The following is a 16167-nucleotide window of genomic DNA, read 5'->3' on the forward strand; positions in this document are numbered from 1 at the left end:
GGGCAGTCGTCCGGGCTTGTGTTTTTTCTGTTCACTTACGTAATAGTCCCGTACATAACAAAATCGGATTTTGGCAGCAGAGCAGAAACCCATTCAACGATTTATAAAAGGAGTCCAGCTATGAAACTTGATCGGATAAACCATATATTGAAAGAAGAAGCAGTGGCGCTCCTGGACGGATTGCCTAATGTAACGATTAAAGGAATAACTTATAACTCGCAGGAAGTGAAGGACGGGTACCTTTTCTTTGCAATCGAAGGATATCAGAGAGATGGCCACGAATATATCCAGGACGCAGTCGGGAAAGGTGCGGTTGCCGTTATAGGAGAACAGGAGGACGTGGAAGTTTCCGTCCCTTATATTCAGGTGGCTGATGGCCGGAGAGCATTGAGCATAATCAGCGATTATTATTACGGCTTCCCGGCAGCAGACAAGACGGTAATCGGAGTAACGGGCACCAACGGCAAGACTACGACAGGGCACCTTTTAAAAAGTATGTTTGAAGAAGGCGGGGTTTCCTGTGCCCTTTTCGGCAGTACGGGTAATATCGTCAACAAAGAAAAGCACCCGGCAGGGAACACAACTCCTACATTGCTGGAAATCAACAGGCTCCTTGCGGTAAGTGATGATGAAGTTGTAATTGTGGAAGTGTCTTCCCATGCTCTGACGCAGCACAGAGTGGAAGGTCTTGTGTTCGATTATGCCCTGTTCACCAACCTTTCCCACGACCATCTCGATTACCACGGTTCCATGGATAATTACTTCGCTGCTAAAAAGAAGCTGTTCCGTATGCTGAAAAAGAATGGGAAAGGGGTAATCAACACGCAGAATGAATGGGGAGAGAAGCTTGCCGGTGAACTGAGGAAAGAGAATACTTCCATCGTGTCTGTCGGTGCCGGAGAAGACAGTGATGTGAGCATCAGTGAATATGACGGCGAGGCAGGGGAACTGCACCTTCGTCATAACGGAAAGGGAATCTTTCTGGAACCATCGGTTGCCGGTATCCACAACATGTATAACATAGCTATGGCGTATAGTACCGTGAAGCTGATGGGAATAGAGGAGGAGACAGTCGCTCGGGCGGTTGCCGGCTTCAAAGGAGTGGAGGGCAGGTTTTCAGTCCACTATTTATCCGGAGATCGTACAGTAGCGGTCGATTACGCCCACACCCCGGATGCCCTGTATCATTCCCTGGAAACAGTCAGAAGTCAGTGCACTAGTAAATTTATCCATCTGTTCGGTTTCCGGGGGGACAGAGACGAGGAGAAAAGAGAAGAGATGATTACAGTTTCCGCCAGAATGAGTGATCAGTATATCCTGACTCTCGACGACCTTAATTCGATTTCGAAAGAAGAGATGGAACAGACCCTTTATGAACTTCAGCGCCGGTATGGACGGGAGAATGGGGAGGTTATCCCCGATCGTACGCTGGCTATCGAAGAAGCTCTGATAAGGAGCGGAGAGAAAGACTGGGTGGTAATTACCGGTAAGGGGGAGGAATCGTATCAGCAGGAATATCATTACCCTGCATCCACTGATGCGGAGACGGTTTTTTACCTGGAAAAAAGCATAACCCGGAGGTAGCTCTCTCCGGTACGAAGGGTGCCTGATGTTTAACATTTGCAGAAATAGGAAAGACTCTCTTGTATAGATAAAGACAATACATTCAGTGAAAAATAAAGGAGACTTTCGTTATGAAACGATATCTTAAACATTATATTAACGGAGAATGGGTGGAGTCCACCGGTTCTGAAACGACAGAAGTCATCAACCCTGCTACCGAAGAAGCATTCGGAGAGATAAGTCTCGGAACGAAAGAAGATCTGGACAAAGCGGTGCAGGCTGCACGCGATGCTTTCCCTCACTTTTCACAAATGCCTAAAGAGGAAAGAGTGAAAATGCTTGAGGATATTGCCGAGGAGTATAACAACCGCAAAGACGACATTATAGACACGATTACGGAAGAACTCGGTTCTCCTGTTGAAGTTTCGGAAAAAGTCCACTTCATGATGGGGTACAACCACTTTGCCCAGGCAGCGGAGTCGCTGAAGGATTTTCCGTTCATTGAAGAATATGAAGGACATACGAGGATGAAAGAAGCGAGTGGTGTCAGTGGCCTGATCACCCCGTGGAACTTCCCGACAAACCAGACATCGACGAAGATTGCCAGCGCTTTTGCTGCAGGCAGCCCCGTTGTATTGAAGCCGGCGGAACAGACGCCTTTTGCAGCTTTTATCCTTACAGAAATATTCGATAAAGTGGGCGTTCCAAAAGGTGTGTTCAACCTGGTGAATGGTACCGGGGAAGTTATCGGGGACGGTATAAGTTCTCATAAGGATATCGACTTCGTTTCCTTCACCGGGTCGGGAGCCACGGGTGAGAAGATTATGAAAAATGCGGCAGAAAACATTACGAATATAGCGCTTGAGCTTGGAGGGAAATCTCCACTGATTGTGCTTGATGACGCAGATGTGAAAGATGCCGCCCGTACGGCTCTTACACACATCACGAATAATACCGGTCAGGTATGTTCAGCAGCTACAAGGACCCTTATTCCTTCTTCGATGAAGGACGAATTTGAGCAGGCGATCAAAGATGTGCTGCCTGAATTTAAAGTAGGAGACCCGCATGAAGGAAATCATATGGGACCGATCGTATCTCAGAAGCAATGGGACACCGTCCAGTCCTATATGGAAAAAGGGACAGAGGAGGGCGCCACTCTTCTCGTCGGCGGCCCGGGGAAACCCGAAGGTCTTGAGCAGGGATACTACGCGAAGCCGACTGTCTTCACGGATGTAGACAATGACATGGTCATTGCACGTGAAGAAATCTTTGGACCCGTCATGTGTGTTCTCACGTATGACTCCCTTGATGAAGCTATCGAAATCGCCAACGATACGGAATACGGTCTTGCCGGTTATGTATACGGCAAAGACGAAGAGAAATTAAGAAAAGCTTCCGCAGGCATACGCGCCGGCCGTGTTAAAGTCAATGATACGAAAGCGGACTTTGCCGCACCATTCGGTGGCTATAAACACTCAGGAATCGGCAGAGAATGGGGCGACCATGGTATTGAAGAGTACCTGGAGGTGAAAACCATTCTCGGGTACCCTCAAAAGTAACATTCAGGAAACGGTTCCTTCGCCTCGAAAAGGCAGGAGGAACCTAATACAAAAAGAGTGATTTTCTTGTGTCGTTAAAGAAAATCACTCTTTTTGTATAGTGGGGGTTAAACCGGGAAGAACTCCCTGCGCAATATTTCCCCGGAAATAATCATGTCTGTTCGACGGGTATAGTCTCCCAGTTCAGCTGGTCGGCCACTTTTTTAAGTCTCGGTTCCGGCTGGACCGCGACCGGATTCCCTACGGCCTCAAGAACGTCGAGGTCGGAAAAACTGTCTCCGTACGCATAACTGCCGTTCCAGTCGATGACAGCCGGGCGAAGATGTTCCATCACTTTTTTCATCTTCCGGCCCCCATTTACGTGCTGGATCCGTTTTTTATGGTCGAGATATCCTTCTTTATAGGGAACTTCTGTGCCGAGCACGAGATCAAAAGGCAGATCGCTTGTAATCGTTTCAAGCATCGGCTCAAAGGCACCGGAGACAAGTACTGTATAGTCTCCCCGGTTTTTGTGCCACTCCAGACGGTCGAGCACTTCCCGGTTCAGTCTTTTTTTCATCTGATTCGCCAACTGTGCGAAAAATTTATCCACGTCTTCACGGGATGTCTTCTTAAAAGAAGAGATATAACTTCTCATGGAGTCTTCCTTCATTTTTCTTTCGGGATAGAGTTTCAGTTTGTAAGCAGTGTACATAGGGGCTATTTTTCTCATGAAAGTGTTGTATTTTCTATGATGCATCGGGTGTGTCTTGAGATGGGTCATCATGAGCGGGAAGGTTTCTTCCGGAAACAAAGTACGGTCAAAATCGAAAATGGCTACTCTCATCAGAATCCTCTTTTCGTTTATAGTAATACTAATATTATAGAAGAAGGATAAGTTGGAAATCAACCAAAGGAGAATGCAGTATGGATTATGAAAAATATATGAAAGTCACCAAAATCGAAGAAATCGGAGAAGGGATGAGGGTATGTCTGGACTTCGTGGATATACTGAAGCCTTCTGACGGTGTGTTTGTAGGCAATACGGGGCACGGATATATTAAAGTTCTCGCAGAGAATAGAGAGTCGGAAGGTTACCCCGCGCGTCCCTTCCGGATCAATGCAGGAGCGCTGCATCAGTACGTTCGCCAGGGTGAACAGACGAAATACCTCCATGAGTGCCAGGCGGGCGAGGAGGTCAGCGTTACGGATGGGGAAAAAGAGCGGATGATCGCTCTCGGCCGCGTGAAAATAGAAAAACGGCCGCTTTTACGAGTGGAATGTACTGACGGGGAAAAGCTCATCTCGGCTACTTTACAGAAATCGGCCAGTGTATACGTCAATGAAAAGGAAAAAGGGGAATGTCCTTTACTGGAACTCAAGACCGGGCAGGAAATTCTCGCTGTTTCAGATGAGCCGGGGAGGCACCTCGGTACAAAAGTGGACGAAGAAATAATAGAGAGATAAAAATTTTTGGTGAATGTTTTTTTTACGTGCTGCTGAGGTAAACAGGGAACAAAGATTGAATGATAAAAGGAGGTTTATACATGGCTATAGAGATAGGTGAAGAGGCACTGAAACAGAAACACAACCACAAAAATGTGGAAGTGCTCGATGTCCGTACGGATGAGGAAGTGAAAGAAGGAAGGATTCCCGGAGCTATCCATTTTCCTTTGGATGAAGTAGAAAGCAGACTGAGTGAGCTGGATAACAACAAAGAGTATGTAACGGTGTGTGCTGCAGGCCCCCGCAGTGCCCAGGCGGCAGATATTCTTACAGAAAACGGGATACAGTCACAAGTGCTGAAAGGCGGCATGCGCGACTGGAGCGGCAGCATCAGTAAGTAAAGGTTCTCCAGGTTCATAGATTCAGCCTCAGGTGGATTCCTGGGGCTTTTTTACCCGGGAGGTACTTCGAATTAAAAACCTTTTATTAGAAAAGATGTTTAATCATGTAAGTGAGAGGGGATTGGATAGTCGTTCTACTTAAATTAAGTAACGAAAATATATATTAGGAGGATTCGAATGGGAAAGAAAGGTCTTATTGATTACAAAATATTTATACCCGCCTTATTGATTGTAATCGCCATTAGTATCCCTTTTGCCATGTACGAAGCAAAATCACTGGAGCTTTTGAACTCCATTTTTGATTCAATCGTCACTTCGTTTACATGGGGATATCTGTGGTACGGAATTATATTAGTCGTAGCAGGTTTGTATTTGTCATTTTCAAAATACGGAAAGGTAGTTCTTGGTGATCCTAAAGAGAAACCACGGTTCTCGTTGTTCGAGTATTCTTCCATACTTATCGCCATGGGACTCGGTTCCACTATCATGCGTACCGGTATGCTGCAGTGGACGTCGGTAGCCAACGATCCGCCCGCGGGAGTAGAAGCCGGGTCTCCGGAAGCGATACTGTGGGGGAATGCTTACAGTATGTTTCTGTGGGGATTCCAGGTATTTGCGATATTCGTTCTGATCGCCCCTGCCATGGGTTATATTCTGCACGTGCGTAAGCGTCCGCTTATGCGTGTATCGGAAGCATGCCGGTCTTTATTCGGAGATAAATTTTCAGATGGAATCGGTGGAAAAATATTCGACATACTGTTCCTGGTCAGTATTCTTTCCGGTGCTGCGGTTACTCTCGGTCTGGGAGCTCCAATCGTGACGTACAACCTGGCTCACCTTATGAATATTGAAATTACGTTCACACTAACGCTTATCGTTACTATCGTCTGGGTGTTTTTATTCTCCCTCAGTGCCTATGCAGGTATCGAGAAAGGGATCAAGAGGCTCAGTACGCTTAATATGTATCTTGCCGGAGCGCTAGGTCTGTTTATTATTTTTGCAGGTCCCGGTATATTCATTCTTAATTATTTCTCCGACAGTGTATCTTTCCTGATCTCGAATTACATTAATCTTTCATTGAGCACGGATTCCGTCCATGAAGGCGGAATGTCCCACGTTCAGAGTAATACTGTCTTCTTCTTTGCCTACAGTGCAACGTGGGCGATGCTGCACGGTGTGTTTGCAGCTAAAATTTCTCGTGGCCGCACAGTCAAGGAAATGATTCTTACCTATTTCCTGGCGCCGACTCTGATCTCATGGATAGCTACCGGTATACTCGGCGGCCTTGGAGTGTATCAATACCTGAACAAAGATATGAACATTCTGAAGCTCGTCCAGAACGAAGAGAGGATGGCTGCGATTCCCGAAATACTGTCTACTCTGCCACTCGGGTGGCTTGCTATCACTCTTTTCATGATCGTTGCCCTGATTTTCCTTACGACGACGCTGGACTCCACGACTTATACCGTAGCGGCTTATACAAGTACGCGCGATATGAGTAAATTCGAACCGCCGAAAACGCTCCGCATCATCATAGCTGCGATTATTACCGTAGTAGCTTTAGTATTGATGCGTATCGGCGGTCTGCCGCCGCTCGAAGTCGTCTCCGGTCTGATGGGACTCCCTATTATAGTCATCCAGTTCATTCTCATCTGGGCAGCGATAAAAATGATGAACGAAGACAAGGCATTTAAGTATAATATAAGAAAATGAGGCAGCGTCTCCCCGATACCTTTGAAGGTATCGGGGAGTTTTTATAAAGCCAGTGGTTTTGCTGTAATAACGGCTTTTTACAGACGGGGGCCGCTTCCGGATGTAAAGTCCGGGCAGAAGGAGGAGTATATGAGGAAATTTCTATACAGTCACCTGTACATTTTTTATTCGGCGGTATTTTTACTGAATATCATACATATATTCACTGGAAATGACACGCTTTATTTCGTTATCGGCGTTTTGAGTATTCTGATGATTTTACTTGCATTTCCGAGAGCATCACGGGTGTTTCGGGTTCTCGGCACGGTACTGCTTACAGCCGGAGGATTTTTCTTCCTTTCGGGCTCTCTTTCACTTGGGGATATACCGGGGTTATTCGCCGGAAACGTCGGACTGCTGCTTCTCTTATCCGTGCTGCCGTGGATGAACAGTGCCGTGAAAGCGGGACGCTACAACAAATTGCTTAAGGGCCTGCTGCAGTCAGGGACAGGGACACTCGGGCAGCTTTACGGAAGAAGCGAAGCGACGATGGTGTCGCTGGCTGCTTTTCTTAATCTTTCCTCGGCCACGATCTCCCAGGACCTATTGAAAGAACAGTTAGGCAGGTTCAGCCCGGACGTGAGGAACAGCTTCGTTTCTATGGCTACGTTACGCGGCTACTCTCTCGCACTGCTGTGGAGTCCGCTTGAAATTTTACTGGCAACCTCTATTTTCATTACCGGAGCAGATTATCTGCAGGTGCTCCCGTGGATGCTGCTCATTTCTTTGGCCGGTTTTTTTCTGGATACACTGGCGGGTCGCCGGAAGTTCGGGAATTATGAACTGCAGAAGGAAACAAAACAGAAAAACAGTTATGGAAGAGGAAAGTTGAAAGGGTTTATTCTGGCACTCGTCCTGTTTTTAAGTACGGTGGTATTTCTTGCGAATGTCATCAACTTTGAATTTCTTTTCTCTGTGACTATTGCTATCGTACCCTTTGCTTTTCTGTGGAGTACGATTTTGAAAAGACGGAAAAGTTTCTGGTTAATCGGATGGTCGGCCTGGAAGCGGCACACGAATCATCTTGATAACTTTATAGTGCTCTTACTGAGTCTTTCCGTTTTAACAGAGACGCTGAACGCCTCTCCATATCTTAAACTGCTGCAGCAGCCGGTCATCGCCTATAGTGATTCTCCTGTAGTTATTATGCTCATCATTCAGCTGACTTTTCTGCTTATGACACTTGTTGGCGTTCACCCGCTGGCTACTATGGGGATATTCGGAGGGATCAGCGGACTCCTTATGGAAGCTCTGCCTCCTGTCACTCTGGCTGTCTTGTTATCAAGTTCGGCGATCGCTACAGTCCCTTCTGCTCCTTATGGACTGATCGTCACCATCACTTCCGTCAACTTTCAGATGAATCCTTACCGTATCGTCTGGAAAAACCTCCCCTTTACAATTATTTGTGGAAGTATCGGTACTGCCGTCGCTTTGCTGACAATGATCGTGCATTAGTATAGATATATTTGAAAAGGGGTTGCTATTTGATAATAACGGTGCTATAGTAGTAATTAACTTATTGTTGTTCGGAACGAAAGCAACGAGCATGAGTGTGAAAGCTTGTCGTCTTGAATGCACGTCGTGAGCAGGAATAGTAATACATTGGTGATCAAGAATCACCGCAGGAGGAAACAATATGTTACAAGGTAACGTGAAATGGTTCAACGCAGAAAAAGGTTATGGCTTCATCGAAGTAGAAGGTCAGGACGATGTATTCGTACACTTCTCCGCTATTCAAGACGAAGGCTTCAAAACACTTGAAGAAGGTCAAACAGTATCTTTCGAAATCGTCGAAGGTAACCGTGGACCACAAGCTGCTAACGTTCAAAAATAATTGTTCGTTGCTATAGGAAATTCCCGCGTTCATTGCGAGCGCGGGGATTTTTTTGTTTTCAACAAATCACACGTGTGGCTGCACAAGTTTCAAACGTTTTGAAACAGGTATATGGTAAAACAAAGGAGGCGTTCACTTATGTGTGGCAGATTTACGCTCATCGCTGAGCTGGAAGACGTAAGGGAAGAATTCAAGCTGGATAAAGTGAAGCTTGATAATTGGATGAGCAGTTACAACGTTGCTCCTTCGCAATATATACCTGCCGTTATCCGGAGCGACGGAGAAAAACGGATGGGGTATTTACGCTGGGGACTGATACCGCCCTGGGCAGATGACGAGAAGATAGGGTTCAAAATGATCAATGCCAGGTCGGAAACGGTGGAGGAGAAGAAAAGTTTCCGTAAACCTTTTGAACAGCAGCGTTGCATTATCCCGGCGGACAGTTTCTATGAATGGAAAAAAGACGAAGCGGGGGAGAAACAGCCGTATCGGATTCAGATGAAGGACCAGGGCTTATTCGGCCTTGCCGGGCTGTGGGAGAAGTGGAAAAATAAAGACGGGGAAAACGTATTTACCTGCACGATTCTGACGACGGAAGCGAACGAAGAAATGAGTGATCTTCACCACCGGATGCCGGTAATCCTGCAGCGGAACGATTACGATGCATGGTTTGAAGGGAAGGAAGAAGCTAAAAACCTCCTGACTCCGCTGCCGGATGGTGCCCTCACAATGTACCCGGTATCCAAGCGGGTGAATACTCCTGCAAATAACGATGCTGCTCTTCTTGAAGAAGCGTAATACATCAAGAATATTTCTAAAATTGGCCCTTCCGGAAAAAGACCGGAAGTTTCTTGAACAATTCAGGGAAATGCCATAAAGTAATAGCTAATCGTTATTTGAATGGAGATGGAAAAGCATGACAAGCTATGTGGAAGACAAGCTGCACAACTATAAAGAAAAACATAAAGACAGAGCGAGGTTGCTGATCCACTGTCCGGACCAGCCCGGTATCATCTCCCGCGTATCGGATTTTCTCTATACGTACGGAGCTAATATAGTCGCTTCCCATCAGTATTCCACGGATCCTGAGGGAGGGGAGTTTTTCATCAGAATCGAATTTGACTGCCCGGGACTGGAAACGAAGTTCCATCAGATAGAAGCCGATTTTCAGCCTATTGCTGCCGACTTTCAAATGAGCTGGAAGATGGCAGCTGTCAGCGAACTGAAAAACGTGGCCATCTTCGTTTCAAAACAGCCCCATTGCCTTCTGGAACTGCTTTGGGAATGGCAGAGCGGGGACTTGATGGCGAATCTCGCTCTTGTCATCAGTAATCACGAGGATACAAGAGAGATGGTGGAGTCGCTCGGTATTCCTTTCTATCATGTTCCTTCCAATAAAGAAATACGCAGGGAAGCAGAACAGAGACATAAAGAACTTCTCGAAGAGTACGAAGTCGATCTTATCGTGCTGGCAAGATATATGCAGATTCTTACTCCGGAATTCGTGGAGTCCTACCGTAACCGGATCATTAACATCCATCATTCGTTCCTCCCGGCATTCGTCGGAGCAAGGCCCTATGAACGTGCTTATGAACGGGGAGTGAAAATGATCGGAGCGACTTCCCACTACGTGACGAACGATCTGGACGAAGGGCCTATCATCGAACAGGATATCGGTCGCGTCGATCACAGAGATCACGCCGAGGACATGAAAAAAATCGGTCAGACTATTGAACGGAGCGTATTGGCCCGGGCTGTAAAGTGGCACCTGGCGGATCGGATCCTCGTTCATCAAAATAAAACCATCGTGTTTTCCTGACAGAAGACCGTCTTTTCCGTCTCTTTTTCTTTAAGAGACCTAAAGAGACGGTTTTCTTTACAGCTTTGTAAAATTTCTAAAAATTATTTACAATAGAAGAAGTTTCATATGGCAGGGGGAATAATAATGGATATATTCAAACCGTCCGAGGCGATGGAGAGACTACCGGAACAGTTTTTCGCCAAACTGACGAAACGTGTAATACAGCTGAAGAAAGAAGGAAGAGATATCATTAATCTCGGTCAGGGGAACCCGGATCGCCCGACACCGGAGAGTATTGTACGTAAGCTTGAGGAGGCTGCGAAAAAACCTGCGAATCATGGGTATATCAACTTTCGCGGACTGCCGGAATTCAAGCAGGCGGCAGCGGATTACTACCGGCGCGAACATCAGGTGGAGCTTGATCCCGAAAAGGAGATTGCAGTACTGTTCGGGGCGAAAGCGGGACTTGTGGAAATCAGTCAGTGCTTTTTGAACCCGGGAGATACGGTGCTACTCCCGGATCCCGGCTATCCGGATTATATGTCCGGTACCGCTCTATCTGCAGCCCGTAACGTCTTCATGCCGCTCCGGGAAGAGAACGGCTTCCGCCCGGATTATTCAAAACTGGATAAGGAAAGTCTCAAAGCGGCCCGGCTGATGTTCCTGAACTACCCTAACAATCCTACTGCAGGCATCGCCACGCCCGCTTTTTTCGAAGATACGGTAAAGGTGGCCCGGGAGAACGGGATAGGAGTGGTCCATGATTTTGCATACGGGGCGATCGGATATGACGGGGAGAAACCCGTGAGTTACCTCGAAACAGAAGGAGCGAAGGACGTAGGGGTGGAAATATTCACGCTTTCGAAAAGTTACAACATGGCCGGATGGAGAGTCGGATTTGCAGCCGGGAACGAAAAAGTGATTGAACAGATCAACAAGCTTCAGGATCACATGTATGTCAGTCTGTTCGGGGCCGTGCAGGAAGCGGCTGCCGAGGCTCTGACCGGTGACCAGAGTGAGGTACGGGAACTGGTAGCAATGTATGAACGCCGTCGCGACGTTTTCATCCGGACACTTGCTTCCTTCGGCTACCCTGCAGTTCTTCCGAAGGGTACATTTTTCTGCTGGGTGCCGGTGCCGGACGGATTCACGTCGGAAGGTTTCTCCGAATACGCCATCGAGCAGGCGGGAGTGGTGACCGCCCCGGGGAACGGTTTCGGTTCGGAAGGGGAAGGGTACGTCCGCGTCGGGCTTCTTGCTGACGAAAAGGTACTCCGGGAAGCGGCGGAACGTCTCGGCCGTCTGTACACCCGGTTGAAGCCGTGATGTCCTTTTTGCTCAAGATGGCCCCTTGTAGTATAGTTTAAAATAAATAGAAGTATCTAAAAATTCGGAAATACAGAGAGGGGCAGCACCAGATGTCGCAGTCGTCTTTTATGCTGAACAGTAAAATCGCCGAGGTCATTAAAAATATTAATAAAGTGATAGTAGGAAAAGAGGATGCAGTCATTTTAAGCATGGTGGCACTTCTTGCGAAAGGTCATGTGCTGCTTGAGGACGTGCCGGGAGTCGGTAAGACGATGCTGGTACGTACGCTTGCGAAATCGATGAACTGTGAATTCAGAAGAATTCAGTTCACTCCGGATCTTTTGCCTTCGGACGTGACGGGTGTCTCCATTTATAACCCGAAAACGACGGAATTCGAATTCCGCCCCGGACCGATTCTCGGTAATATCGTTCTGGCAGATGAAATAAACCGCACTTCCCCTAAAACGCAGTCTTCCCTACTTGAGGGAATGGAGGAAGCGAATATCACCGTGGATGGCCGTACCGTTCCTCTTAAGCACCCTTTCTTCGTTATGGCCACCCAGAACCCGATTGAGTATGAAGGGACGTACCCGCTTCCGGAAGCGCAGCTGGATCGTTTCCTTCTTAAGCTGAAGATGGGATACCCGTCCTATCAGGAAGAAATGGAGATGCTCGCCCGTACATCCGGCACGCATCCGATCGATTCCCTGGACCCCGTCATGACGCTCGAGGAGCTCGCTCAGGCGCAGGAAAGCGTGCGGGAAGTCTATGTGGATCGTACTATTGAACAGTACATCGTTTTACTGACTTCCGCGACGCGGGAACATCCGGATGTGTATCTCGGGGTAAGTCCGAGAGGGTCCATGGCCCTTATGAAGGCAGCCAAAGCCTACGCTTATATATATGACCGCGATTATATAGTGCCGGACGATGTACAGTACGTAGCCCGTTTCGTGCTGCCGCACCGCCTCATTATGACTTCGGAGGCTAATTTTGAGGGAAAAACTGCGGAAGAAGTGATTGAAGAGCTGATTGAGAGGACGAACGTTCCTGTACAGAGGAACGTGAGTGAATGAAGCGTAAACTTTACAAAGCTGGAAAAGCCGGGTTCCTTATCATTTTGTTCGGTATTCTGTTTTCTTATGCAATGTTCCAGGGAGGGTTTGTAAGCTGGTTCCTGTTTTACTCGTTCCTGCCTTTTCTGATTTATATGGGAGGGCTTCTTTTTTATCCGCTCGATGACTGGACGGGCGCCAGGACTCTCTCTTCGGGACTTATAGAATCCGGGGAAGCGGTCGAGATAGAGATTGAACTCAGGCGTACGATCCCTTTCCCTTTATACTTTATGAAGGTAAAAGAGAGTTATCCGGAGACGCTCCACCTGGAAGTCCGGTCCGGAGAGGGTGTTGTGACCGGTGACAGGGAGGAGAAAGTGGTGGAAAGAATGATTTTCCCGTGGTTCCGGCGGACGGTACGTTTTCACTACCGCCTCGAACATCTGCCGAGAGGGAGTCATCAGCTGGGGGAGATGTATGTCCGTACAGGGGACTTCTTCGGTTTCGTAAAAAAAGAAGCGGCAGTCCACGCTGGAGGCCGCTTCACGGTTTATCCTCCGAGCCGGAACGTAACTTTGTCTTTAGGTTCGAAAGGGTTCGGTCAGGGGAGGTCCGCTGCTGCGAACGTGAAAGAACGTCACTCGAATATGGTAGCCGGATTAAGGGAGTACGCACCGGGAGATCGGATTTCCTGGGTGGACTGGAAAGCGACGGCCCGTAAAAACAAAATGATGACGAAAGAATTTGAGCAGGAAAAGAGCTCGGAATCCGTACTTGTGCTGAGTACATTATCGTCCCCGGCGAATACTGCCGAGTTCGAAGGGGCGGTGGAGTTCGCTTATTCTCTTATGCTTAAGCTCACGCGCCGGGAGACCCGGCAACTCTCTTTCCTTTCTTTAGGAAAAGCAGGAAAATACGTAGCTTCCATCCATTCACGGCGCCAGCAGGAGATGATCCGGTATCATCTGGCTGAAGTATATCCGGATGAGACAGGTAATTTTGAAGAAGAAATGGCCAAAGGGCACGGCCGGCTTCCGGCTCAGGCAACCCTGATGATCATAAGCACGGACCTCGATGATTCGATAAAGAACAGTCTATTGCGACTGTCTCCCTCGGGAAGGAACGTAGTGCTTTTTGTGATTATGTTTCATAAGGAATGGGATTTTACGAAGCAGAAGCATGTCAGGGAGTTGAAAGAGTACGGGGTCCGGGTGCAGGTGCTGACCGAAAAAGCCTGGAAGAGACCGGAATTTGAGGTGGAAGTATGAAGAAACTGTTGCTGTCGCTGATTTACATCGGTGGGTTTTTCCTTCTCCTTGAATGGTTATGGCCGTTAGGCATCCTTACGAATACCCAAAATGCCGGGGTTTTTTACTTGTACGCAGCTTTCTGTTTCTTTTTAGCATTTATGCAGGTCCGCTGGTACATAGCAGTTCCGCTGAAATTACTGGGACTTATTTTTATTCTTGATGGTTTATTTATTCCGGAACGGATTTTCAGCAGCGGCTGGTGGAGTATTCTTTATGAACAGCTCATGTTCAACGCGGAAGCGGTGTGGGCACAGGAATGGTGGGATTTTACCGCTTTTTTCCGGAGTCTTCTCTTTCTCGTGCTGCTGTGGCTCGTCAGTTACCTGCTGCATTATTGGCTCGTAATTGCCCGAAAAGCACTTTTTTTCATTATCCTTACCTTTATATATATCACTGTCATTGATACGTTCACGCCTTATGAGGCTCAGGGAGCCATTATAAGGACATTTATTCTTGCTGCCCTCGTCCTTGGGCTGCTGCAGTTGGAGAAAGAGGTGAGCGACGACAGGAAAGAAATCAAATGGAAAACGGCGATCCTGGCTCTGGTTCCGCTTGTATGTGCCGTTCTTCTCGCTGTAGCCGCCGGTGCGGCTCTTCCGAAGTTTTCGCCGCAATGGCCCGACCCGGTCCCTTATCTGGAAAACGTTACCGGAGGTGCAGGAACAGGAGGCGGAGAAGGTGGCGTGCAGAAAGTGGGCTACGGAGAAAATGATTCACGTCTCGGAGGGGCGTTCGTCCAGGATGATACGCTCGTATTTCAGGCTATCGTCGAGGATCGACAGTACTGGAGGGCGGAGTCCAAAGATCAGTATACAGGCAAAGGCTGGGAGGATACGCTTGAGGAACCGGTGACAGGAAGGGACCCGGGTGATATCGGATACTCCCTTTTCGAAGAGGGAGTGGAAACGGATCCTTCTCAAGGTTTCATCGATTTCACGGAAGAAGCCGACTTCGGCAAACTCCTCTATCCATACGGGATGACGGCGATAGGGAACCTCGAAAATCCGCTGGAAATAGAGTTGCATACACAAACCGGGGAGATGGAGACGAGAAGCGGAGGAGATGCCGTGCAGCCGGCCAGTTATTCTTTCGACTACGGCGCTCCCGCTTTCGATTTGCGTCAGCTGAGAGAAGCCAGTGGGGAAGACCCGGTCTCTGTAAGGGAAAAATATTTGCAGCTGCCTTCCTCCGTGACGGAAAGGACGAAGGAACTTGCATCGGATGTCGTTTCGGAATACGGCAATCGCTATGATAAAGCGAAAGCGGTCGAATCCTATTTCAGCTCGAACGGCTTCGAGTATTCCACTACGGACGTGGAAGTGCCGGAAGCGGAGGAGGATTACGTCGATCAGTTCGTCTTCGAGACGAAGAAAGGATACTGTGATAACTACTCGACGTCCATGGTCGTTATGCTGCGGGCGGAGGGTATACCTGCACGGTGGGTGAAAGGTTTTACCGGAGGAGAGATTAAAGAAACGGACGCGGAACTGTTCGGCGAAAATTTGAATGCATACGACATTACGAGCGCGAACGCACACTCCTGGGTGGAGGTGTACTTCCCGGATGTCGGATGGGTACCATTCGAACCTACGCAGGGTTTCACCAACAACGCGGATTTCACCAGTGGCACGGATACGGATTCCGGAGAGCCCGAAAGAAGTGAGGAAAGTCCCGAAGTGGAAGCTCCCGATCAGCAGCAGGAAGGGAATCCGCAGCAGATCGGCGAAGAGGAGGGAGCAGAAGGAAGTGCGGAGAATGGGAGAGGAGAAGGTTTTCTCCGTAACCTCCTGTGGTGGATCGTGCCGGCTGTTATTCTAGTGCTTCCCGCAGTCATGTACGTGACGCGGCTCCGCTGGCTGAGCTGGTACCATGGGAGACGCCTTGCAAAAAACGAAACGCCGGATTCCTTTCAGGCGGCTTACCGTCATCTGCTCGTCGTACTCGATAAAAAAGTGCAAAAACGGGGGGAAGGCGAGACGTTGCGGACGTATGCGAAAGCGATTGACCACAGATTCGAAACGGTCGACATGCAGCATCTTACCACTCAGTACGAACGACTCGTGTACCGCAAAGAGCAGCGTCTACAGCGTGCCGGTCTATCAGAATTATGGGAAAATTTAATTAAAAAAGCATTGTCTTGATTCTCACAGGTTCGATTG

At 48.2% G+C, this 16167-nt stretch carries 14 protein-coding genes; 13 read left to right on the forward strand and 1 reads right to left on the reverse strand.

Translation table 11 applies throughout. The features are described from left to right. The first annotated feature begins 120 nt into the window (after nucleotides 1-120). Entirely contained in the window at nucleotides 121-1584 is a 1464-nt protein-coding gene (locus tag BW931_RS07350) for a UDP-N-acetylmuramoyl-L-alanyl-D-glutamate--2,6-diaminopimelate ligase (RefSeq protein WP_076571227.1), read from the forward strand. A gap of 110 nt (nucleotides 1585-1694) precedes the next feature. Then, nucleotides 1695-3122: an aldehyde dehydrogenase family protein gene (locus BW931_RS07355; RefSeq protein WP_076571229.1), complete on the forward strand. Its 1428-nt coding sequence runs from the start codon at nucleotides 1695-1697 to the stop codon at nucleotides 3120-3122. A gap of 151 nt (nucleotides 3123-3273) precedes the next feature. Here the strand turns inward: BW931_RS07355 and BW931_RS07360 are convergent, their stop codons facing one another. Then, entirely contained in the window at nucleotides 3274-3948 is a 675-nt protein-coding gene (locus tag BW931_RS07360; protein WP_076571231.1) for an HAD family hydrolase, read from the reverse strand. Between the two features lie 80 nt (nucleotides 3949-4028). Here BW931_RS07360 and BW931_RS07365 point away from each other — a divergent pair, with 80 nt between their 5' ends. The 11 genes from BW931_RS07365 to BW931_RS07415 all read left to right on the forward strand — a co-directional run bounded on the left by BW931_RS07365 (nucleotide 4029) and on the right by BW931_RS07415 (nucleotide 16149). Further along, nucleotides 4029-4568 (forward strand): 3-dehydroquinate synthase II domain-containing protein, encoded by a 540-nt coding sequence (locus tag BW931_RS07365; RefSeq protein ID WP_076571233.1) that lies wholly within the window; start codon nucleotides 4029-4031, stop codon nucleotides 4566-4568. Between the two features lie 80 nt (nucleotides 4569-4648). After that, nucleotides 4649-4948: a rhodanese-like domain-containing protein gene (locus BW931_RS07370; RefSeq protein ID WP_076571235.1), complete on the forward strand. Its 300-nt coding sequence runs from the start codon at nucleotides 4649-4651 to the stop codon at nucleotides 4946-4948. Nucleotides 4949-5125: 177 nt separating this feature from the next. Continuing rightward, a complete protein-coding gene (locus tag BW931_RS07375; protein ID WP_076571237.1) occupies nucleotides 5126-6661 on the forward strand; it encodes a BCCT family transporter in 1536 nt (511 codons plus the stop codon). A gap of 129 nt (nucleotides 6662-6790) precedes the next feature. Further along, nucleotides 6791-8155: a hypothetical protein gene (locus BW931_RS07380; RefSeq protein WP_076571239.1), complete on the forward strand. Its 1365-nt coding sequence runs from the start codon at nucleotides 6791-6793 to the stop codon at nucleotides 8153-8155. Nucleotides 8156-8336: 181 nt separating this feature from the next. After that, a complete protein-coding gene (locus tag BW931_RS07385) occupies nucleotides 8337-8534 on the forward strand; it encodes a cold-shock protein (RefSeq protein WP_008588184.1) in 198 nt (65 codons plus the stop codon). A 138-nt stretch (nucleotides 8535-8672) separates the two neighbouring features. Beyond that, complete coding sequence (locus BW931_RS07390) at nucleotides 8673-9332, forward strand: SOS response-associated peptidase (protein ID WP_008588187.1); 660 nt, start codon at nucleotides 8673-8675, stop codon at nucleotides 9330-9332. Between the two features lie 118 nt (nucleotides 9333-9450). Continuing rightward, nucleotides 9451-10353, forward strand: coding sequence for a formyltetrahydrofolate deformylase (gene purU, locus BW931_RS07395; RefSeq protein WP_008588189.1), 903 nt, complete (start codon nucleotides 9451-9453; stop codon nucleotides 10351-10353). 126 nt (nucleotides 10354-10479) lie between these two features. Beyond that, nucleotides 10480-11661, forward strand: a complete 1182-nt coding sequence (locus tag BW931_RS07400) for a pyridoxal phosphate-dependent aminotransferase (RefSeq protein WP_076571241.1) — start codon at nucleotides 10480-10482, stop codon at nucleotides 11659-11661. Between the two features lie 92 nt (nucleotides 11662-11753). After that, nucleotides 11754-12719, forward strand: a complete 966-nt coding sequence (locus BW931_RS07405; RefSeq protein WP_076571243.1) for an AAA family ATPase — start codon at nucleotides 11754-11756, stop codon at nucleotides 12717-12719. Then, on the forward strand, nucleotides 12716-13966 hold the full coding sequence (locus BW931_RS07410; protein WP_076571244.1) for a DUF58 domain-containing protein: 1251 nt from the start codon (nucleotides 12716-12718) through the stop codon (nucleotides 13964-13966). The genes BW931_RS07405 and BW931_RS07410 overlap by 4 nt, the downstream gene beginning before the upstream one ends. Next, nucleotides 13963-16149, forward strand: a complete 2187-nt coding sequence (locus tag BW931_RS07415) for a transglutaminaseTgpA domain-containing protein (protein WP_076571246.1) — start codon at nucleotides 13963-13965, stop codon at nucleotides 16147-16149. The genes BW931_RS07410 and BW931_RS07415 overlap by 4 nt, the downstream gene beginning before the upstream one ends. Nucleotides 16150-16167: the final 18 nt, after the last annotated feature.

Source organism: Salimicrobium salexigens (assembly GCF_900156705.1).
Taxonomy (GTDB): Bacteria; Bacillota; Bacilli; order Bacillales; family Halobacillaceae; genus Salimicrobium; species Salimicrobium album.

What these genes read in the sequence shown, in the direction of transcription:
- BW931_RS07390 (WP_008588187.1), top strand. Translation starts at nt 8,673, where the DNA reads ATGTGTGGCAGATTTACGCTCATCGCTGAGCTGGAAGACGTAAGGGAA.
- purU (WP_008588189.1), top strand. Translation starts at nt 9,451, where the DNA reads ATGACAAGCTATGTGGAAGACAAGCTGCACAACTATAAAGAAAAACAT.
- BW931_RS07415 (WP_076571246.1), top strand. Translation starts at nt 13,963, where the DNA reads ATGAAGAAACTGTTGCTGTCGCTGATTTACATCGGTGGGTTTTTCCTT.
- BW931_RS07410 (WP_076571244.1), top strand. Translation starts at nt 12,716, where the DNA reads ATGAAGCGTAAACTTTACAAAGCTGGAAAAGCCGGGTTCCTTATCATT.
- BW931_RS07355 (WP_076571229.1), top strand. Translation starts at nt 1,695, where the DNA reads ATGAAACGATATCTTAAACATTATATTAACGGAGAATGGGTGGAGTCC.
- BW931_RS07385 (WP_008588184.1), top strand. Translation starts at nt 8,337, where the DNA reads ATGTTACAAGGTAACGTGAAATGGTTCAACGCAGAAAAAGGTTATGGC.
- BW931_RS07380 (WP_076571239.1), top strand. Translation starts at nt 6,791, where the DNA reads ATGAGGAAATTTCTATACAGTCACCTGTACATTTTTTATTCGGCGGTA.
- BW931_RS07360 (WP_076571231.1), bottom strand. Translation starts at nt 3,948, where the DNA reads ATGAGAGTAGCCATTTTCGATTTTGACCGTACTTTGTTTCCGGAAGAA.
- BW931_RS07365 (WP_076571233.1), top strand. Translation starts at nt 4,029, where the DNA reads ATGGATTATGAAAAATATATGAAAGTCACCAAAATCGAAGAAATCGGA.
- BW931_RS07370 (WP_076571235.1), top strand. Translation starts at nt 4,649, where the DNA reads ATGGCTATAGAGATAGGTGAAGAGGCACTGAAACAGAAACACAACCAC.
- BW931_RS07350 (WP_076571227.1), top strand. Translation starts at nt 121, where the DNA reads ATGAAACTTGATCGGATAAACCATATATTGAAAGAAGAAGCAGTGGCG.
- BW931_RS07375 (WP_076571237.1), top strand. Translation starts at nt 5,126, where the DNA reads ATGGGAAAGAAAGGTCTTATTGATTACAAAATATTTATACCCGCCTTA.
- BW931_RS07400 (WP_076571241.1), top strand. Translation starts at nt 10,480, where the DNA reads ATGGATATATTCAAACCGTCCGAGGCGATGGAGAGACTACCGGAACAG.
- BW931_RS07405 (WP_076571243.1), top strand. Translation starts at nt 11,754, where the DNA reads ATGTCGCAGTCGTCTTTTATGCTGAACAGTAAAATCGCCGAGGTCATT.